Raw genomic sequence first — 16,557 nt, forward strand, 5'->3', positions numbered from 1 at the left:
GAATGTCTTTTTAGTTTCTTAATATTTTTCCGGTTTTCAGGAGACTCTGAATTCGTTCGAGCGTCTTCTTCTGCATACACAACTCTAAGAAAGCTCTGCGCTCCATCTTGAGCAAGTATTCTTCATCGACTTCAGTCGGTTCTGACAAGTCACCGCCACACATCACCATACCTAGTTTTTCAGAGATAAGTTGATCGTGTTCGCTGATGTAATGACCAGATTTCATACTGTCGGCTCCTGAATACACAATTCCCAAACCTTCTTTTCCAAGAACCTTGATATCCTTGCGCATAACTGGTTTGGAATACCCTTTTTCAAAGAGGTTGAGAGCGCTTTGTTTAGCGTAAGCGAGTTGATGATCACGACTGATGATCACTTCATCCTGTCCGTGACGCAAATAGCCGAGGTCAAACCCTTCGTGAGCACTTTTCGCGACTTTCGCCTGCCCGATTGTGAGGAATCGGTTGCGCAATTGATTGACACGAATGTCCCCTTCGTTGAGATCGTCATTGAGGCGCAGCGTAAATTCTTTTGTTCCGCCACCGCCCGGTACAAGGCCAACACCAAACTCAACCAACCCGATGTACGTTTCAGCGTGAGCGATTACTTTATCAGCGTGCATGGATAGTTCACATCCGCCACCGAGTGTCATTCCGTGTGGAGCAACCACAACCGGAATATTACTGTAGCGAACGCGCATCATGGTGTTTTGGAACGATTTTATCGCGAACTCCAGTTCATCGTATTCCTGTTCAACCGCAAACATGAAGATCATCCCCACATTAGCTCCGGCAGAGAAATTATCTCCGGTATTGGATATCACCAGACCTTTGTAGCTCTCTTCAGCCATGTCGATCGCTTTGTTGATACCCTGAATAATTTCCTGGCCAATCGTGTTCATTTTGGTGTGGAACTCCAGGTTGATAATTCCGTCACCTAAATCGACAATCGTTGCACCTGAATTGCTCCACAGCGTATTTCCCTCGCGGATTGTATTGAGGTTGATCGTGTCTTTTTGACCGGGGATTTCTTTGTAATCTCCCGAGTTGATATCGTAATAGAGCTTGAGCCCGTTTTCAATTTTGTAAAACGCTTTGTGACCGGCATCCTTCATTTTATAAAGCCAGTCTGCAGGCTTTTTGTCGGCTTTTTCCATTTCGTTCAGAACCGTGTCAAAGCCAATTGCATCCCAGGCCTCGAACGGACCTTGCTTCCAGCCGAATCCGGCTCTTAGGGCATCGTCAATTCTGTAGAGTTCATCAGAGATCTCCGGAATGCGATTCGTTGCGTATTGGAAGAGCGAAGTGAAAGTCGTTCGGTAAAATTCTCCGGCTTTGTCTTTTCCTTTGAATAAAACCGGCATGCGCTCCCTGAGGCTGTCGATTTGTTTCGTTTGCTCTAACGTGTCGAATTTCACCTTTTTCTTTGGATTGTATTCGAGCGTGTTGAGATCGAGGGCCAGGATCTGACTGTTACCGTCATCATCTTTTACCTTTTTATAAAAGCCCTGTTTCGTTTTGGAGCCCAACCATTCGTTGTCGACCATCTTTTGAATGTAATCGGGCAACTTGAACAGGTGATTGGCTTCGTCATTGGGCGTGTTATCCTTCAATCCGTTCGCTACGAGGACCAGCGTGTCGAGGCCTACCACATCTGCGGTTCTGAACGTAGCCGATTTAGGTCTGCCTAAAACCGGACCAGTCAATTTATCCACTTCCTCAACAGTGAAATCCATGTCTTTCACCGTGTGGAAGAGCGACATGATGGAGAAAACACCAATTCTGTTCGCGATAAAAGCGGGTGTATCTTTACAGAGAACAGTCGTTTTGCCGAGGAATTTTCTTCCGTAATCGAGCAAGAAATCCACGAGTTCCTGATCGGTTTCCTTCGTGGGAATGAGTTCCAGGAGTTGTAGATATCTTGGCGGATTGAAAAAGTGAGTTCCCAAAAAGTGTTTTTTGAAATCATCGCTTCTGTCTTCGAGCATCATATTTATAGGAATTCCCGAAGTATTTGAGGAAATGATGGTTCCCTGCTTGCGGTGCTTCTCAACATTAGTGAAAACCTCTTTTTTGATGTCGAGTCGTTCGATCACCGCCTCAATGATCCAGTCGCAATCGCTGATGAGATCCATGTTGTCTTCCATGTTTCCCGTCACGATATTCTTGGCGAGCTTTTGATCATAAATAGGAGAGGGGTTCGATTTTAATGCCGTTTTGAGCGCGTCATTCACGAGCTTGTTGCGCGCATTTTTGTCGTCACTATCTTTTGCCTCTTTGGGCACAATGTCGAGTAGCACAACTTCACATCCTGCGTTGGCAAAGTGACAGGCGATCCTGGAGCCCATCACTCCCGATCCCAGGACAGCTACCTTATTGATGTTTCTTCTCATAATTGAATTTTATTTTTTTGATAAAAAAAGCGCAATTGACGAATCAATGCGCTTTAAGTGTTTCTGTTTCTAATTGGAAAATATCCTCATTATCGAGCAGGTGATTAATTTTATTCATAGTTGATAGCATTTGGTTGAGTTCTTTATCGGTCAGAGCCGAGTGAACTGCATCATTAAACCTCAAAACGGTGTCTCGGCTTATCTTTCTTTTTTTCTCTCCTAAATCGGTGAGAAAGATTCGAACTTTTCGTTTGTCGAACTCATCAGGTTTGCGCTCGATAAAACCGAGATCTTCCATGCTTTTTAGCGTGCGTGTAAGGCTTCTCGACTCCATTCCCATGAGCGGACCCAATTTCGTGGATGGTGTTCCTTTATCACGATCGATGTTCAGCAGCACATATCCAATCGACATGGTGAATCCGTGCTTTTGCGCCTCTATATTATAAAGACGTGATATCTTGTGCCAGGCCCACCTAATTGGGAAATCTATTGTTTCTTCCGGTTTCATCGTTTTCAAATTTAATAAAAAAGGTATGCACGCATAACAAAATACAAGAAAATTATTTTCTCTTATCTGAATTGACTACAATATGTGGCTCTCAGCCGATTTCAATTTGAATTAGATGAAGAAGAGGAGTAAGAGCAGACTTACACCTTTACCCGAATAATCTCATTGATATTGGTCGTGTACTTTTTTGAAAGCCTTCCCTGGCGTGTTTTCCATCTCTTTTCTTTGCCGAGGTACTGAGATCCAAGCCTGATTTTATCTTCCCCAATTTTATCATTGAGTTTGTCGATGGTGCTCATCAGTTTTTTGTGTCGCGGATCTTTTTGTTCAAAGAGATTGGTTTGCTCCTGTGATTCTGGCGTGAAGTCAGAAATGATGACTCCGGCTTTTTTGTAGTGGTAGCGGTCGTAGTATATTTTTTCCAGCGCGATGAGTGCGTATTTGGCGATAACCAGGTCAGAGTTTGACGCGTAGGGGAGCTCAACGGTGATGCTGTTGTAGTACTGCGGTTGCTCTATTTTGTGCGGATTGGTTCGCAGGAAAACGGTTACGGCATTACAGTTTGACCGCTGCTTGCGAAGCTTTTTGGCGCAGGCCACTGCAAAGCTGGATACGTGTTCTTTGAGGTGAGAGAAATCATTGTAATCGCGATCAAATGAACGGGTAGTGGCAATGTTCTTTTTGGGTTGTAGAGCTTCCAGACCCAGGGTGGGTTTTCCGCTCAAGTCGTATTTTAGTCTGAGGCCTACAATTGAAAGTTCCCGTTTTACAAACTGATCAGATAATTGGGTGAATTGCCAGGCATTTTCAACTCCAATTTTAATTAGGTTTTTAGTATTTCGTCTTCCAATTCCCCAGATATCTTTAATGTTTGCCCATTTTAGCGCTTTTTCAATTTTTTCAGGAGTATCCATCACATAAACTCCCTCAGTGTATTGCTGGTACTTTTTTGCTATGCGATTGGCGAGCTTTGCTAATGATTTGGTAGGGGCGAAGCCTATACTCACAGGTATTCCTGTACTTTTCAGAACCTTTTTTCGCAAGTTTTCACCATCGACAGCAGGCTGGAAGGTCAGGTTCTGACCGTAATAGAGAAAAGCTTCATCAATGCTGTAAATCTCAATATCGGGTGTAGAATCTGATAAAATACTCATCACGCGTTTACTCATATCCCCATAGAGCGGATAGTTTGATGAGAATACATGAATATTGTGTTGCTTGAAAAACCGTTCATATTTAAAACACGGAGCACCCATAGGAACGCCCAGAGCTTTAGCCTCTGTATTGCGTGCAATGACACAACCATCGTTGTTTGATAGAACTACGATGGGTTTACCTTTTATATCAGGTTTAAAGGCGGACTCACAAGAGGCGTAAAAGTTGTTACAATCTACAAGTGCATACATTTAAAATGATTTTATGGAATGTATAACAATTCCCCAAATGAGGAACTCATTTTCTTCTGTTACCTTGATGGGAGTATAATTTTTATTCCCTGGAAGCAACCAGCAATGGTTCCTGTCAATCTTGATTTTTTTGAGTGTAAATTCCCCATCAATATAGCAAACTGCTATTTTTCCATTATGTGGTTCCATGCTCCTGTCAACAACGAGCAAATCACCATCGTCAATACCAAAGTCTTGCATGGAGACTCCATCAACCCGGCAAAAAAATGTTGAAGGAGGGTTTTTGATTAATTCTTTGTTGAGATCTATTGGTCTTTCCTCGTATTCTTCTGCCGGAGAAGGGAAGCCTGCTTTTACACCAATCTCAAAAAACGGGATACTGGTTTTTGTTGACCTGTTTATCCTGTAAAAAGTAAGATTGTTTTTATTATTCATAATGATTACTTGTGCAAAGTTAAACGCCTGACTAATTGTAAAGTTTTTTGAATTAAACATTACTCAGTTTTTCTCCTAGTGTACAGAGAGTGATGCTTTTCTTGCAAACTAAAATTTCACTAAAGAAGATCATTATAGAATATTATATTTTTTCAAAAGTAATGTGACTTTATTTTGGTTTATTCGCGATTTTTAAATCAGTTTCTGATTGAGGAGGTAAGGTTTTGATTTCTATTTACTTATGAACTTGTGATAAATGATGATATAACTACTGCCATGACTTCTAAATCATCTTCTAAAAGTGATACTGCGTTTACTACTGGTTTAAAAAGACAGGAATTATTGAACTTTATTGCTTTTCCGGCACTATTGATCGATTTAAATAATCGGAGTATTATTTCGCTCAATAGAGAAGCATTAGACTTCTACGGCTTCAGGGAAAATGATATTAAAGGGAAGTCTATTGATGATTTTCGCTTTTCCAGAGATACATCGGGTTGGAATTTGTCATCAACCGATGTGACATTTGCTCATCACCAAAACGCTGATGGAAAAAAGGTTTCGGTACTTGAAAAGTGGAAAAAACTTTCAGCTGATTCATCGATTGCTCTATTACAGTTGACAGATGTAAGTGAACAGCTTTTACAGGATGAGTTATTGGAAAAAAACCGCGCTTTTGTTGATGTATTAGGTTGTGCGATAAGGAACTTGAGTAGATCAAATCAATGGGAGCCTCAGCTTCAACGATTATTTAAAAGAATTGGCCAAACACTTGAAGTACAAAGTGTTTACTATTATGATATCGAGCTGAATGAAGAAGGTAGTTTATCAGCCTTAAAGCATGAAATGTGGAGTAAGAGGGAAGTTCAGGATGATATATCCGTTATTCCAATCGATATAGATACTCCTTTTTATCAAAAACTCCTCAGTGGAAACCCTTTTAAAGCTGATACAGATGCGATCAACTCTACAATAATTCGCGAGTTGTTGACAGCTTATGAAGTCTATTCATTTTTGATTTATCCGATTTTCAGAAACAGTCAACTGAACGGTTTCCTGGGTATTGCTGATTGTGAAAAGAAGCGCAGGTGGACACTTGATGAAGTTCGGTTTTTAAAATCAATATCGAGATTGTTGATCGGGTTTATCAAAGTAAAAAGGTTCGATTTAATAAAAAATGACCAGGTTGAAAGAGGAGAAAAGAACGACCAGCTTGAATTAAAAGGAAATATCGCTACTTCAGAAATGGAGACTCACGAAAGCATTCTCAATCGGCTGAATGAAGTTGCCTGGCTTCAATCTCATGTGGTAAGGCCTCCATTAGCCCGAATAATGGGACTGGTTGGTCTGTTGCAAAACAAGGAAGTAGAAGTCGATCAGGAAAAACTACTCAGTGAAATCAGTAAATCAGCCGGTGAATTGGATCGTGTTATTAACGAAGTCGTTCGGAAGTCTGAAAATTAGAGATAATAGCATTTGTAAACAAATACGCGTAAGCCTACAAACCTAGATGGCAAGCTGTAGGTTTCTGTCGAGTACTTTTTTAATTTATCAGGGAAACTATGCCATGAGCCGCCATGTGTAACACAAATTGAATCATTTTTCTCGTGACAGGACTCCAAAACAATTTCAGCAACATTACCTGCCATGTTGTTGAGGAAATAGTCATTTTCAATGTAGGAGTCTACAGGTTTAGGCCCTTCAAAAACAGCGGTATAAGCGGAGTCTTTATTCTTTGAAAGTCTCAACTCATTTTGATTAGGCTCTTGTCTTAGTTGACGCAAGTCTAACGTGGCGAAGCTTGCTAATTTGTAATTGTTGTTGTCAAGGTAAAAATCTGTTTCCCACGGATAAAAAGCAGAGTCATGTTTTTTGTTTTTACGATAAGCTTCTAGCCATTCTTCTTTACTCGGTATTTTATAGTGTATGATTTCATCTTTATCGCTGGTACTAATTGCGTTTAACCACTCTACATAGTAGTCCATGGCTTCTCTAGAAATATTTACAACCGGATGATTTTCATATTCTTTAGAGTGGGCATAGTTTTTATGGTAATTATTTACAACTCTTTCATCGAGTAGCTCAAATCTTTTATTCTCTATCCAGTTAGAGCGTTTTCTCTTACATTTCTGATAAATATCGGTGTAGTTATTATCTCTCAAAGATTTTAAAAACCGGTTGTATTGTGCATTTGATACTTCGTGTTCAGCTGCGAGAATAAAGATACTGTCGGGAGGGTTTGTATCTAATTGGGCTGTGATGTATTCTACTGCCTGTTCGTGGAGTTTCTTATCTACATTTAAGTAAGAATAAACGCCTTCATTAGCATCGGAGTTATTGACAAAGTCATTGAATAAAACGATGAACGAGCAGGATGAGACAATTAGGGAAAGAAAAATAATTAAGAAGCTATTGTAGGATTTCATTTGTCATGATTTTATAGCGAATATATAATTTACCTCAAACTTACAGGCTCCAGCCCAATTGCATCCCTTGGCTTACGCCCAACTCATTCAACCAACACCAAAAAACGAACGCTTAGCACTGTACTTTACGGGATCGTTTTGTATATTTACCCTTCTTAAATCATAAACTGGAAGCGGAACCGTAGTACGATTAAAGTTCAACTGCCCGATGGGTAAAAATAAAATTGCCATATCACACATTCAAGACCGCATTTTCACCATTCGTGGGATGCAGGTCATGATTGACAGTGACCTGGCAGAGATGTACCAGGTAGAATTAAAACGCCTCAATGAGCAGGTAAAGCGCAATGAAGACAGATTCCCTGAACATTTTCGTTTTCAACTCACTGCTGAGGAATACGATTCCTTGAAGTCGCAAATTGCGACCTCAAGTGGTCATGGTGGCAGAAGGTACTTACCCTACGTGTTCACAGAGCAGGGTGTATCCATGCTTTCTGCCGTATTGCGCAGCAAAACAGCCATACAGGTCAGTATCCAAATTATGGATGCGTTTGTACAGATGCGAAAGTTTATTTCCCAAAATGCAGGGCTATTTCAAAGACTTGATGGATTAGAAGAAAAACAGCTTCATTTCCAGTTGGCAACAGATCAACGTTTTGAGGAAGTATTCAAGGCACTGGAATCCGGAAACAAACTACCCAATCAGGGGATTTTCTTCAATGGGCAGATGTACGATGCCTACGCTTTTACTGCAGAACTTATTCGAAAAGCCAATACATCCATTATTCTGATTGATAACTACGTAGACGATACCGTATTGACTCTTTTGAGCAAGCGAAGTGAAGGCGTCAGCGCTACTATTTACACCAAAAGCATCCCTAAGCAACTTCAGCTCGACCTCAAAAAGCACAACAGCCAATACCCCGAGATCAAGGTGGTTAAGTTCACAGAAGCACATGATCGCTTTCTGATTCTGGATGAAAAAGAAGGCTACCACTTTGGCGCATCGCTGAAAGACCTGGGCAAAAAATGGTTTGCTTTTTCGAAGATGGAAGGGATGACGGAGATGATTTTAGAAAACCTTCAAAAAGTAAAGATTGATGAGTGACATTGAGCCAGTGGAAATGTGAGTCGAAAGAATATCAGTAACCACATTTTCTGACATCAAAGCAGGAATAAAGCTAATTGTATTCCTTGGTTTACGGCCAATTCATTCAACTAACACCAAAAAACGAACGCTCAAAGCCATACATTCCACATCATTTTATATTTTTACCCGACTTAACCCAATTCAAAAGCTAGATCAATTCTCATCGCTTTGGAATTGAAAGAATGAATTTTAAAAATCCTTAAAAGTTAATTGAGCTTCAATTTAATTGAGGGTGAGTTTGCTGTAGGTTGGCTTTTAAGGGAGTTTTAGCATGCTTAAAATGAAGACTCTACTGACAATATTAATATCTCTGACATTTGGATTTGATTCTTATGGGCAGACACCAAGACAATTGACAATGCTTGACTCAACTGAAATTGAAAAGAAAATTCAAATTAAAGTTCAAGAATTGAAGGAGACCCTGACAAAGAATGAGATGACTTCAGATGATTTGCTTGTTGAGTTTAGAGTAGACACATTAAAAATTGAAGAAAGAGAACGGCTCAAACTAGATATTGACTATTCTACGAACGGAATGGTAACCGCAGCTCTAGATGCAAATAGAGAGTATGACGAACTACTGAATAAATATTATAAAATTCTAATGAAAAGTCTGAATGAAGAAGACAAGGAAATATTGAAAAAATCTCAAAGAAATTGGATTGTCTTTAGAGACTCCGAGTTAGAATTAAATGGTGTTCTGATGAATGATTACTATTCCGGTGGAGGAACTATTCAAAGAGTGATTGCAGCTGTAAGAGTTTTGGACCTTACTAGAGATAGAGTGATTGAGTTATACAGATACCTGAGTAGGAAACTAGAATAAAAAAGGCCTACAACCAACAATTGGTATAAAATATATATAGACAATAGACTTACGCAAGTCTACTGCACTTAGCAAGTTTGATTTTGCCAGGACAGAAATGAGCTTTTTAGAGCCCACGTTTCTTAGCTGCAAAACGTTGGACAAAATAAAGAACTAAATGGAGTTAGGAAAAATAGATAAAGGCATTGCAACATTAATAGCAGCAGGAATAGCAGCCGTAATTTCGATTTTCACCTTAATGCTTACGCTCTTCTTTAATCGAAAAAGTGAAATAAGAAGCGCTAGAAGAAAATCATTGGAAGAGTTCATCTATGATGTTGCTGATTCAGTCCATCAGCTAATTGCGATAAGTAATATTCTGCTAAAAAATAAAACTCCTGAAAGCCGTAGCAATTGGACTGATAAAGCTAACAAAGCAAAAATGAAACTAAAGGCATTGCGACCTAAGATAAGATATGCTTTATGGGGATTGGACAAGCCAATAAAGGTGCTAACTAGATTACCTGATTACACTCAATACACATTGGAATCTGACGAAGTATCTAAAAAAACCGTAAAAAGGGGAAGTAACCTTGGGGATGCGTTAGACAACTGTATACGCAAATGCTATTTAAATGGACGTTCACCTAGGTTTTATGAGATTTGGTGGTTACGATTTTTGGCTTGGAAATGTGAAAAGCCTAGAAATGAATATAAACTAGAAAGAGATAAAAAACTTGAAAAACAATCATGAAATATATTCAACCAGAAGTATATAGCAAGTCATTTACCTGCCCACACTGCGGTACAATTGCAATGCAAAATTGGTGGAACAGACAATGGAGCGGAGGCGAACACTCTCAACCTAAGCATAATCCGCTAAGAGTAGGGATTTGTCAACATTGCAACAAAAGTTCAGTTTGGATAGAAGATAAAATGTTTTTTCCAGATACAGGGAATGCACCTTTTCCTAACCCTGAAATGCCTGAACCTGTCCTCAAACTATATAGAGAAGCAGCCGCCATTCACACAAAATCACCTAGAGGTGCAGCTGTATTACTGAGGTTATCAATTCAGATTCTTTGCAAGGAACTAGGTGAACCTGGTAAGAATATCAATACTGATATTGGAAACTTAGTTAAAAAGGATTACCTAATATCGTACAGCAATCTCTTGATATCGTCCGAGTAACAGGTAACGATGCTGTTCATCCAGGTCAAATAGATACAGACAACCCACAGACGGTAAGTCAGCTTTTTGACTTAACAAATATAATAGTGGAATATATGATTGCACTACCAAATCGAGTGAGTGGAATATACAAAGAGCTGCCCACAGATAAAGTGAAAGGTATAAGTGATAGAGATAAAAAATAACTGTGCCCAACCTGTATATAGCAAATAGGGCGTTCGGTGGTTAACGAAAGTTTAGTGCTATTTACCAACACCGCCAAATCATTGATTTGGCTTTTAAGAATGAATAAATTAAAAATAAAATACAACGCTTTGGCTCAGTGCAAACTTGAAAGTTTATCACTTTCTATCGACCTACTTGCCATATACTAAACGTTGGCGTTAATTTGAAAAAATGACTCAGAACCCTAAAATTTATCAGATAAATCGCAACCACATTGACCTAAAAAACAAAGTCGATACTGAGTCTATTATTCAAACAATAATTTACACCTACCAAAAGAAACTAAAATTAAAAAATGCCCCTAAAGGTTTGAACTTAAATCGTTTTGAAAAAGACGATATATCTTATTACTTATACCTTTTCAATACAGATGAAATAATTTCAGATTGGCAGGGTTTCTTACCTGAAGAACTGACACATAATTCTGATTTCACACAACAAAAACTTTCGTTAATTCTATTTGCGCGGACACCTATTGAACTGTACTGTGTCATTGGTGGAAATGCTTACAGAATGGTTGTTCCCTTTATAAATCACTCATTTGGACTGAATACATACTCAAGGATAATGAAACCTGAATCAGACCAACTCTCATCCATCAAATCACGAGGTATTACAGGATATAGAGCAGGTTTGAGCGAACATTTTAGGGACAACTATAGAATTATTGACTTCATTAAGTTTGGGAAAATCCCTAAGGAAATAAACCTCATACTAAGTTCTGAAACTTCTAGCTTACATTTTTCCTTCCTCCAAGGAAAGTCAGATGAAACTATACAAATTGGTGTCGGCAAATCATTTAAAATTAAAAAATCGGTAGATTTCTACAAGCTTCATCAATTATTCAGTGAGTTGGACGTAATATCAGAACTAGCTCCTTCAGATTATCTGAGTTCATACAAGGAAATCGATGACCAAAAGTTCATAAGAGAGTTCCTATATCCTGAGTTAATCAAAAACATATTTAACGACATCCAAGGTTTAGGCAGAAGAAACAACCCGAATATAAGACGATTTGAACATGACTTTAGCAACCCAAATGATATTGAGCAATTTTATGAAGCGGACAGTTATGACTTGAAAGAGAAAACTAAAAACAAAGGCTATAAAACCTTTAAGACAGTAACAAATAGAAGAGAAATATACGATGCAGTACTGACTCGTGCAGTAGAACTACATGGTGAAAATGACAGGTTTAATTTCATGGTATTTCTCCAAGGAGCAAGAGTTACTTGTGTTAAAAATAATAAGGCGACTATTGGAGCTAGTTTTCTATTTCACATTACAACGGAATTAAATGTTCTGAATCGACCATATTTTCTTGTAGATACAAAATGGTATAATTTAAGAAATTCATTTGTCCAAGATCTTAGGACTAGTGCATTACACATTTTGAAAACATATAAAGCACCATCAGAAATATTGACCATTCCATGGGACAAGCAAATTGTAACGAAGGAAGGTGACTATAATTTACAGTACAATGGTCACGAAAATTATTTCGTGCTTGATACTATAATCGTTGATGGTCTAGAGCTATGTGACATCCTTTACTATACTGATGATACTTTATACTTGACTCATGTTAAATATGGATTTGAGTCAAAAATGAGAGAACTTCACAATCAAATTAATATTTCAGCTCGAAGACTCAAAGATGTACTAGGAACTTCTGATAAATCGCTTTTAGAAAAGATTTATTACAAATTAGTAGAAAAAAGACTTAGTACAAATTCAATGACTATTTCTGAATTTATCAAGTTATTTGATAAGAGAATAGTCTTCGTTTTAGCATTTACGTCACATTTAAAAGATGACTTATTGGTGGAAGACAACATAGATAGTTTTACTTCTAATATTACTAAATTTTCACTCGTCCAATGTTCTAGTGATTTACGAGCAGACTATTTTGATCTTGTAGTGCACCAAATAAGAAGAAGTAATAAAAAAACTAACGCCAAGAATGGGGGGATATAGCGAAGACAGTAATTTACACATGTTATGGATTCTTAGTAAACTTTGTCTCGGTGGACAAGTACGCAGCTCCGAAATGCCATGCGTTTCATACTATAGACCATTAAAGAGCATTAAAATAAAGACAATAATTAATGGATAAATATTTTAAATATAAATATGATGATCTCTTCAATCCAACTTTGAAAGCATTGAAAGAATTGGGTGGGTCTGGATCAGTAAGTGAAATTGAAGAAGAAGTCACCCAAATTCTTAATTTAAGTGAGGAAGCAGCTAATGAAATTCATAGAGAAAGCACTACTAAATTGACTTATCGGTTAGCATGGGCAAGAAACTACTTGAAAAGATACGGACTGCTTGAAAATTCTTCCAGGGGAGTATGGGCATTGACAGAAAATGGACAGAAAATCACTAAAGTTGACCAGGAAAAAGTTAAAAGAACAGTAGTAAAGAAAGATCGAGAAGAAAGGCTTCAAAAGGAAAATGATAAAAGCGAAAAACCTGAACTTAAAGAGACTACTGAAGAGATTGAAGAATTCTCATGGCAAGATAAACTAATTGACACAATAAAAAATATACATCCAGACCAATTTGAAAGACTATGCCAGAGACTGCTCCGTGAACTTGGATTTGTAAATGTTGAAGTAACTGGCAAAACAAATGATGGGGGGATTGACGGTAAAGGTCTTATAAAAATTGGTGGAGTGCTTTCATTTCACGTAGTTTTTCAGGCTAAAAGATATCAAGGTTCAGTCTCTTCCTCTGTAATCCGTGACTTTAGAGGAGCAATGATAGGCCGGGCTGACAAAGGATTGATAATGACAACAGGAAGCTTCACAAGAGAGGCTAAAAAGGAAGCTCAAAGAGATGGAGCAACTCCCATTGACTTAATTGATGGTAATGATTTCGCTGAGAGATTAAAGGAATTGAATTTGGGTGTGGAGGTAGAAATGGTTGAAGAGGTAAAGGTTAATCAAGACTGGTTTATGAAAATTTGAAACCTTGATATGCAGTGCAATAAGGTATAAAAAACATAGGGTAGATAACGTTTCAGAGAATTTAGTGGACTAAATAAACTTCGTACTCGGTTGATAGGTAAGTGCTTCGGAACACTAAAGTTATTTCACAAAACGTTGGCAGTAATATAAATGGCAAACATTCAACCATATATTGATTTGAAAAAGGCTAATTTCACAATATCGACACTTATCCTTTTGACGAATTTCTATTTTATACCTTTCAGTTTCATTACTATAAAAAGCTCAGGCGGAGCAATGGGGTATGGACTGTTAATCTTACCAATTTCATTGTCAATCAATTTGTTAACTCTAAGTTCTGTATTAGGCTACACAATAAAATATAAAAAGAGTATTGGACTCCTAATTCTTAACTCTATTGGTCTAGTTTGGGCTTTATTTTGGCTTTGGCTACTTCTGACAATACCAAAAATGGACTGACTTGAAATGAAATCCTTAATTACTCAATCATTGACATGTCTTATTATCTTCTTTGTAATATATGGGATTATTCAACTCATTGTAGACGTTATTGGTTGGTATTTCCTTTATCTATTTATAATAGGTTATTTGGGTTTTATCATTTTAACTTCCAGATATAATTGGACTATAACTATACTCCAATTCTTATTGGTAGGATTTATAAGCTTCATGGTAATTGGGTTTTTATACGATGAAGTATATGAACCTGTTCTTGAACTGAACTTCCCTAGATATGAGTTCGAAATAGCCATAACAATTGGGCTAATAGAACTGATAATTATAAAACTGCTCTCTGACAGTATATTAAGCATGACTAGAATTGGATTAAAGAAAAGTTTAATTGAAAAAGTACTACTGCCAAATAAGTCTAATAAAAAATAAGCCAGACAAGCTTTAAGAAAGACTAGTTCAACTGGTGAAATTTGCCTATTCAACCAACCCCAACCCCTTCACCTCAAACTCCTCTTCAGCAATTGTGCATTGATCGCTACAATCACGGTACTCAGGCTCATGAGGACAGCGCCCACAGCCGGACTCAAAACTATTCCTGCCCAGGCAAGAACGCCTGCTGCGAGCGGAACAGCAACAATGTTGTAACCGGCAGCCCAAAACAGGTTCTGAACCATTTTCTTGTGTGTCGCTTCGCCAAAGAGGATCAGTGAAGCAATATCTTCAGGGTTGCTGTTGACCAGCACGATATCTGCTGTTTCAGCAGCCACATCAGTTCCTGAACCTACAGCTATGCCAATATCGGCCTGAGCCAGGGCAGGAGCATCATTGACACCATCTCCTGTCATGGCTACAAATTCGCCTTTGTCCTGTAATTCTTTAATGATCGAGCTCTTATCTTCAGGTGATACCCCAGCGTGATAACCATCGAGCTGTAACTTATCGCTCACAGCTTTTGCAACCTCTTCGTTATCTCCGGTAGCCATGATGACTTTTATCCCGTCATCCTGTAGCGTTTTAACCGCATCAGCCGATTCGGGTCGTATTTCATCTGCCAGCGCGATGTAACCCAAAACGGATTTCTCCCTGATGACATAAATCACGGTCTCAGCCTCGTCATGGTCAGAGCCGAACGATCCCTCAGGCTCTTCGATTCCTTGTTCGCTCAGGTAACCCGGGCCGGCTATGATTGTGCTCTGACCGTCAACTTTTGCCTGAACTCCTTTTCCTGTGATGTTTTCAAAATCTGAAGAGTTGGGAATGGTCAGATCCAGGGATTCAGCTTTCTTCAGTATTCCGCTCGCTATCGGGTGTTCAGAGTGTGATTCGATTGACGCAGCCAGGGCGATGAGCTCATCGTCTGACAGCTTTTCGTCAACACTCTTAAAACGCGTGACACCAAACTCGCCTTTGGTCAACGTTCCCGTTTTATCAAAAATAATGACAGAGAGTTTCCTGGCATTCTCAAAGGCTGTGCGGTTGCGGATCAGTAGCCCGTGCTTTGCCGAGTGAGAAGTGGAAATGGCAGCCACAAGCGGAATTGCGAGTCCGAGCGCGTGCGGACACGAAATAATCATCACCGTTACCATCCGTTCGAGTGAATAATCAAATGGCTTACCAATTGCCAGCCAAACGATAAGCGTGATAATTCCGGCTCCCAAAGCGAGGTAGAAAAGCCATCCCGCTGCTTTATCAGCAAAGTTTTGGGTTTTGGATTTCTTTTGCTGTGATTCGCGTACCATGTTCACGACTTTCGACAGGTAGGAATCGTCACCCGTTTTTTGGACTTCTACTTTTAGCGAACCATTGTCGTTTACTGATCCTCCGATGACTTCGTCACCATCGCTTTTAGCCACAGGTTTGGATTCACCTGTGAGCATCGATTCGTTGACATGGCTCTGACCATCCTTCACAATACCATCAGCCGGAATTTTAGCTCCAGGTTTGATGAGTATGACGTCATTTTGTTTGAGATCTGTTATTTCAACTTCCTCAGTTTCATTCTCGCTCGTAAAGCGAAGGGCAGTGGAGGGCATCAGTTTGGCTAGTTCTTCCAGTGCATTGGAAGCGCCCATAACCGATTTCATTTCAATCCAGTGTCCCAAAAGCATGATATCGATAAGGCTGGCGAGTTCCCAAAAAAATACTTTTCCACTGAGACCAAAAACGACTGCACTGCTGTAAAAATAGGCGACTGCAATAGCCAGTGCAATCAGAGTCATCATGCCGGGCTGTTTATCACTGATTTCATCTTTTAACCCTTTGAGGAAAGGCATTCCTCCGTAAATGAAAATGACCGTTGAAAGACCGAATAGCACGTATTTGTCTCCCGTAAACTCGATGGAAAAACCAAACAGGTTTTGGATCATGGGAGAGATAAAGACAATTGGAATAGTGATGATCAGCGATATCCAAAATCGCTTTTTAAAATCTTCGATCATGTGAGCGTGATGGTCGTGGTGATCGTGGTGTTCGTGATCTTTATGATTATCGTGATTGTGCTCTTTGTGTTCGTGGTGATGTTGATGATTCATGCTTTCAAAATTAAAAATATGTAGCAACATTTAAAAGCTCTGCGGACAATAGTACCTGCTGTG

13 protein-coding genes are annotated in these 16,557 nt (G+C 39.0%); 7 read left to right on the forward strand and 6 right to left on the reverse strand.

The features are described from left to right. Positions 1-10 precede the first annotated feature (10 nt). The 4 genes from F3059_RS03725 to F3059_RS03740 all read right to left on the reverse strand — a co-directional run bounded on the left by F3059_RS03725 (position 11) and on the right by F3059_RS03740 (position 4,741). Positions 11-2,392, reverse strand: a complete 2,382-nt coding sequence (locus F3059_RS03725; RefSeq protein WP_151166638.1) for a 3-hydroxyacyl-CoA dehydrogenase/enoyl-CoA hydratase family protein — start codon at positions 2,390-2,392, stop codon at positions 11-13. A 43-nt stretch (positions 2,393-2,435) separates the two neighbouring features. Continuing rightward, on the reverse strand, positions 2,436-2,900 hold the full coding sequence (locus F3059_RS03730) for a MarR family winged helix-turn-helix transcriptional regulator (RefSeq protein ID WP_151166640.1): 465 nt from the start codon (positions 2,898-2,900) through the stop codon (positions 2,436-2,438). 140 nt (positions 2,901-3,040) lie between these two features. Then, positions 3,041-4,306: a Y-family DNA polymerase gene (locus F3059_RS03735; RefSeq protein ID WP_151166642.1), complete on the reverse strand. Its 1,266-nt coding sequence runs from the start codon at positions 4,304-4,306 to the stop codon at positions 3,041-3,043. Further along, the gene (locus F3059_RS03740) at positions 4,307-4,741 is read right to left on the reverse strand and encodes a LexA family protein (RefSeq protein WP_151166644.1); all 435 of its coding nucleotides are present in this window, start codon (positions 4,739-4,741) and stop codon (positions 4,307-4,309) included. A 276-nt stretch (positions 4,742-5,017) separates the two neighbouring features. Between F3059_RS03740 and F3059_RS03745 the strand changes: the two genes are divergently transcribed. Then, positions 5,018-6,205 (forward strand): GAF domain-containing protein, encoded by a 1,188-nt coding sequence (locus F3059_RS03745; protein WP_151166645.1) that lies wholly within the window; start codon positions 5,018-5,020, stop codon positions 6,203-6,205. On the opposite strand, the gene F3059_RS03750 is transcribed toward F3059_RS03745, so the two are convergent. Continuing rightward, the gene (locus F3059_RS03750; protein ID WP_151166647.1) at positions 6,202-7,167 is read right to left on the reverse strand and encodes an SUMF1/EgtB/PvdO family nonheme iron enzyme; all 966 of its coding nucleotides are present in this window, start codon (positions 7,165-7,167) and stop codon (positions 6,202-6,204) included. The two genes, F3059_RS03745 and F3059_RS03750, sit on opposite strands and share 4 nt — an antisense overlap. 208 nt (positions 7,168-7,375) lie before the next feature. Between F3059_RS03750 and F3059_RS03755 the strand changes: the two genes are divergently transcribed. The 6 genes from F3059_RS03755 (at position 7,376) to F3059_RS03780 (ending at position 13,510) form a co-directional block, all read left to right on the forward strand. Next, positions 7,376-8,275, forward strand: coding sequence for an ORF6N domain-containing protein (locus F3059_RS03755; RefSeq protein WP_151166649.1), 900 nt, complete (start codon positions 7,376-7,378; stop codon positions 8,273-8,275). A gap of 322 nt (positions 8,276-8,597) precedes the next feature. Beyond that, the gene (locus F3059_RS03760; protein WP_170265023.1) at positions 8,598-9,143 is read left to right on the forward strand and encodes a lysozyme inhibitor LprI family protein; all 546 of its coding nucleotides are present in this window, start codon (positions 8,598-8,600) and stop codon (positions 9,141-9,143) included. Between the two features lie 157 nt (positions 9,144-9,300). Continuing rightward, the gene (locus F3059_RS03765; protein WP_151166653.1) at positions 9,301-9,876 is read left to right on the forward strand and encodes a hypothetical protein; all 576 of its coding nucleotides are present in this window, start codon (positions 9,301-9,303) and stop codon (positions 9,874-9,876) included. Continuing rightward, the gene (locus F3059_RS03770; RefSeq protein WP_223274532.1) at positions 9,873-10,313 is read left to right on the forward strand and encodes a DUF4145 domain-containing protein; all 441 of its coding nucleotides are present in this window, start codon (positions 9,873-9,875) and stop codon (positions 10,311-10,313) included. The genes F3059_RS03765 and F3059_RS03770 overlap by 4 nt, the downstream gene beginning before the upstream one ends. A gap of 396 nt (positions 10,314-10,709) precedes the next feature. Beyond that, complete coding sequence (locus F3059_RS03775; protein WP_151166655.1) at positions 10,710-12,515, forward strand: DUF6119 family protein; 1,806 nt, start codon at positions 10,710-10,712, stop codon at positions 12,513-12,515. Positions 12,516-12,646: 131 nt separating this feature from the next. After that, entirely contained in the window at positions 12,647-13,510 is an 864-nt protein-coding gene (locus tag F3059_RS03780) for a restriction endonuclease (protein WP_151166656.1), read from the forward strand. A 950-nt stretch (positions 13,511-14,460) separates the two neighbouring features. On the opposite strand, the gene F3059_RS03785 is transcribed toward F3059_RS03780, so the two are convergent. Further along, positions 14,461-16,494, reverse strand: coding sequence for a heavy metal translocating P-type ATPase (locus F3059_RS03785; protein WP_151166658.1), 2,034 nt, complete (start codon positions 16,492-16,494; stop codon positions 14,461-14,463). Positions 16,495-16,557: the final 63 nt, after the last annotated feature.

The organism is Salibacter halophilus (assembly GCF_008806325.1).
Lineage (GTDB): Bacteria > Bacteroidota > Bacteroidia > Flavobacteriales_G > Salibacteraceae > Salibacter > Salibacter halophilus.

Coding starts and splice junctions, on each gene's coding strand:
- F3059_RS03725 (WP_151166638.1), bottom strand. CDS start 2,392: ATGAGAAGAAACATCAATAAGGTAGCTGTCCTGGGATCGGGAGTGATG.
- F3059_RS03730 (WP_151166640.1), bottom strand. CDS start 2,900: ATGAAACCGGAAGAAACAATAGATTTCCCAATTAGGTGGGCCTGGCAC.
- F3059_RS03735 (WP_151166642.1), bottom strand. CDS start 4,306: ATGTATGCACTTGTAGATTGTAACAACTTTTACGCCTCTTGTGAGTCC.
- F3059_RS03740 (WP_151166644.1), bottom strand. CDS start 4,741: ATGAATAATAAAAACAATCTTACTTTTTACAGGATAAACAGGTCAACA.
- F3059_RS03745 (WP_151166645.1), top strand. CDS start 5,018: ATGACTTCTAAATCATCTTCTAAAAGTGATACTGCGTTTACTACTGGT.
- F3059_RS03750 (WP_151166647.1), bottom strand. CDS start 7,167: ATGAAATCCTACAATAGCTTCTTAATTATTTTTCTTTCCCTAATTGTC.
- F3059_RS03755 (WP_151166649.1), top strand. CDS start 7,376: ATGGGTAAAAATAAAATTGCCATATCACACATTCAAGACCGCATTTTC.
- F3059_RS03760 (WP_170265023.1), top strand. CDS start 8,598: ATGAAGACTCTACTGACAATATTAATATCTCTGACATTTGGATTTGAT.
- F3059_RS03765 (WP_151166653.1), top strand. CDS start 9,301: ATGGAGTTAGGAAAAATAGATAAAGGCATTGCAACATTAATAGCAGCA.
- F3059_RS03770 (WP_223274532.1), top strand. CDS start 9,873: ATGAAATATATTCAACCAGAAGTATATAGCAAGTCATTTACCTGCCCA.
- F3059_RS03775 (WP_151166655.1), top strand. CDS start 10,710: ATGACTCAGAACCCTAAAATTTATCAGATAAATCGCAACCACATTGAC.
- F3059_RS03780 (WP_151166656.1), top strand. CDS start 12,647: ATGGATAAATATTTTAAATATAAATATGATGATCTCTTCAATCCAACT.
- F3059_RS03785 (WP_151166658.1), bottom strand. CDS start 16,494: ATGAATCATCAACATCACCACGAACACAAAGAGCACAATCACGATAAT.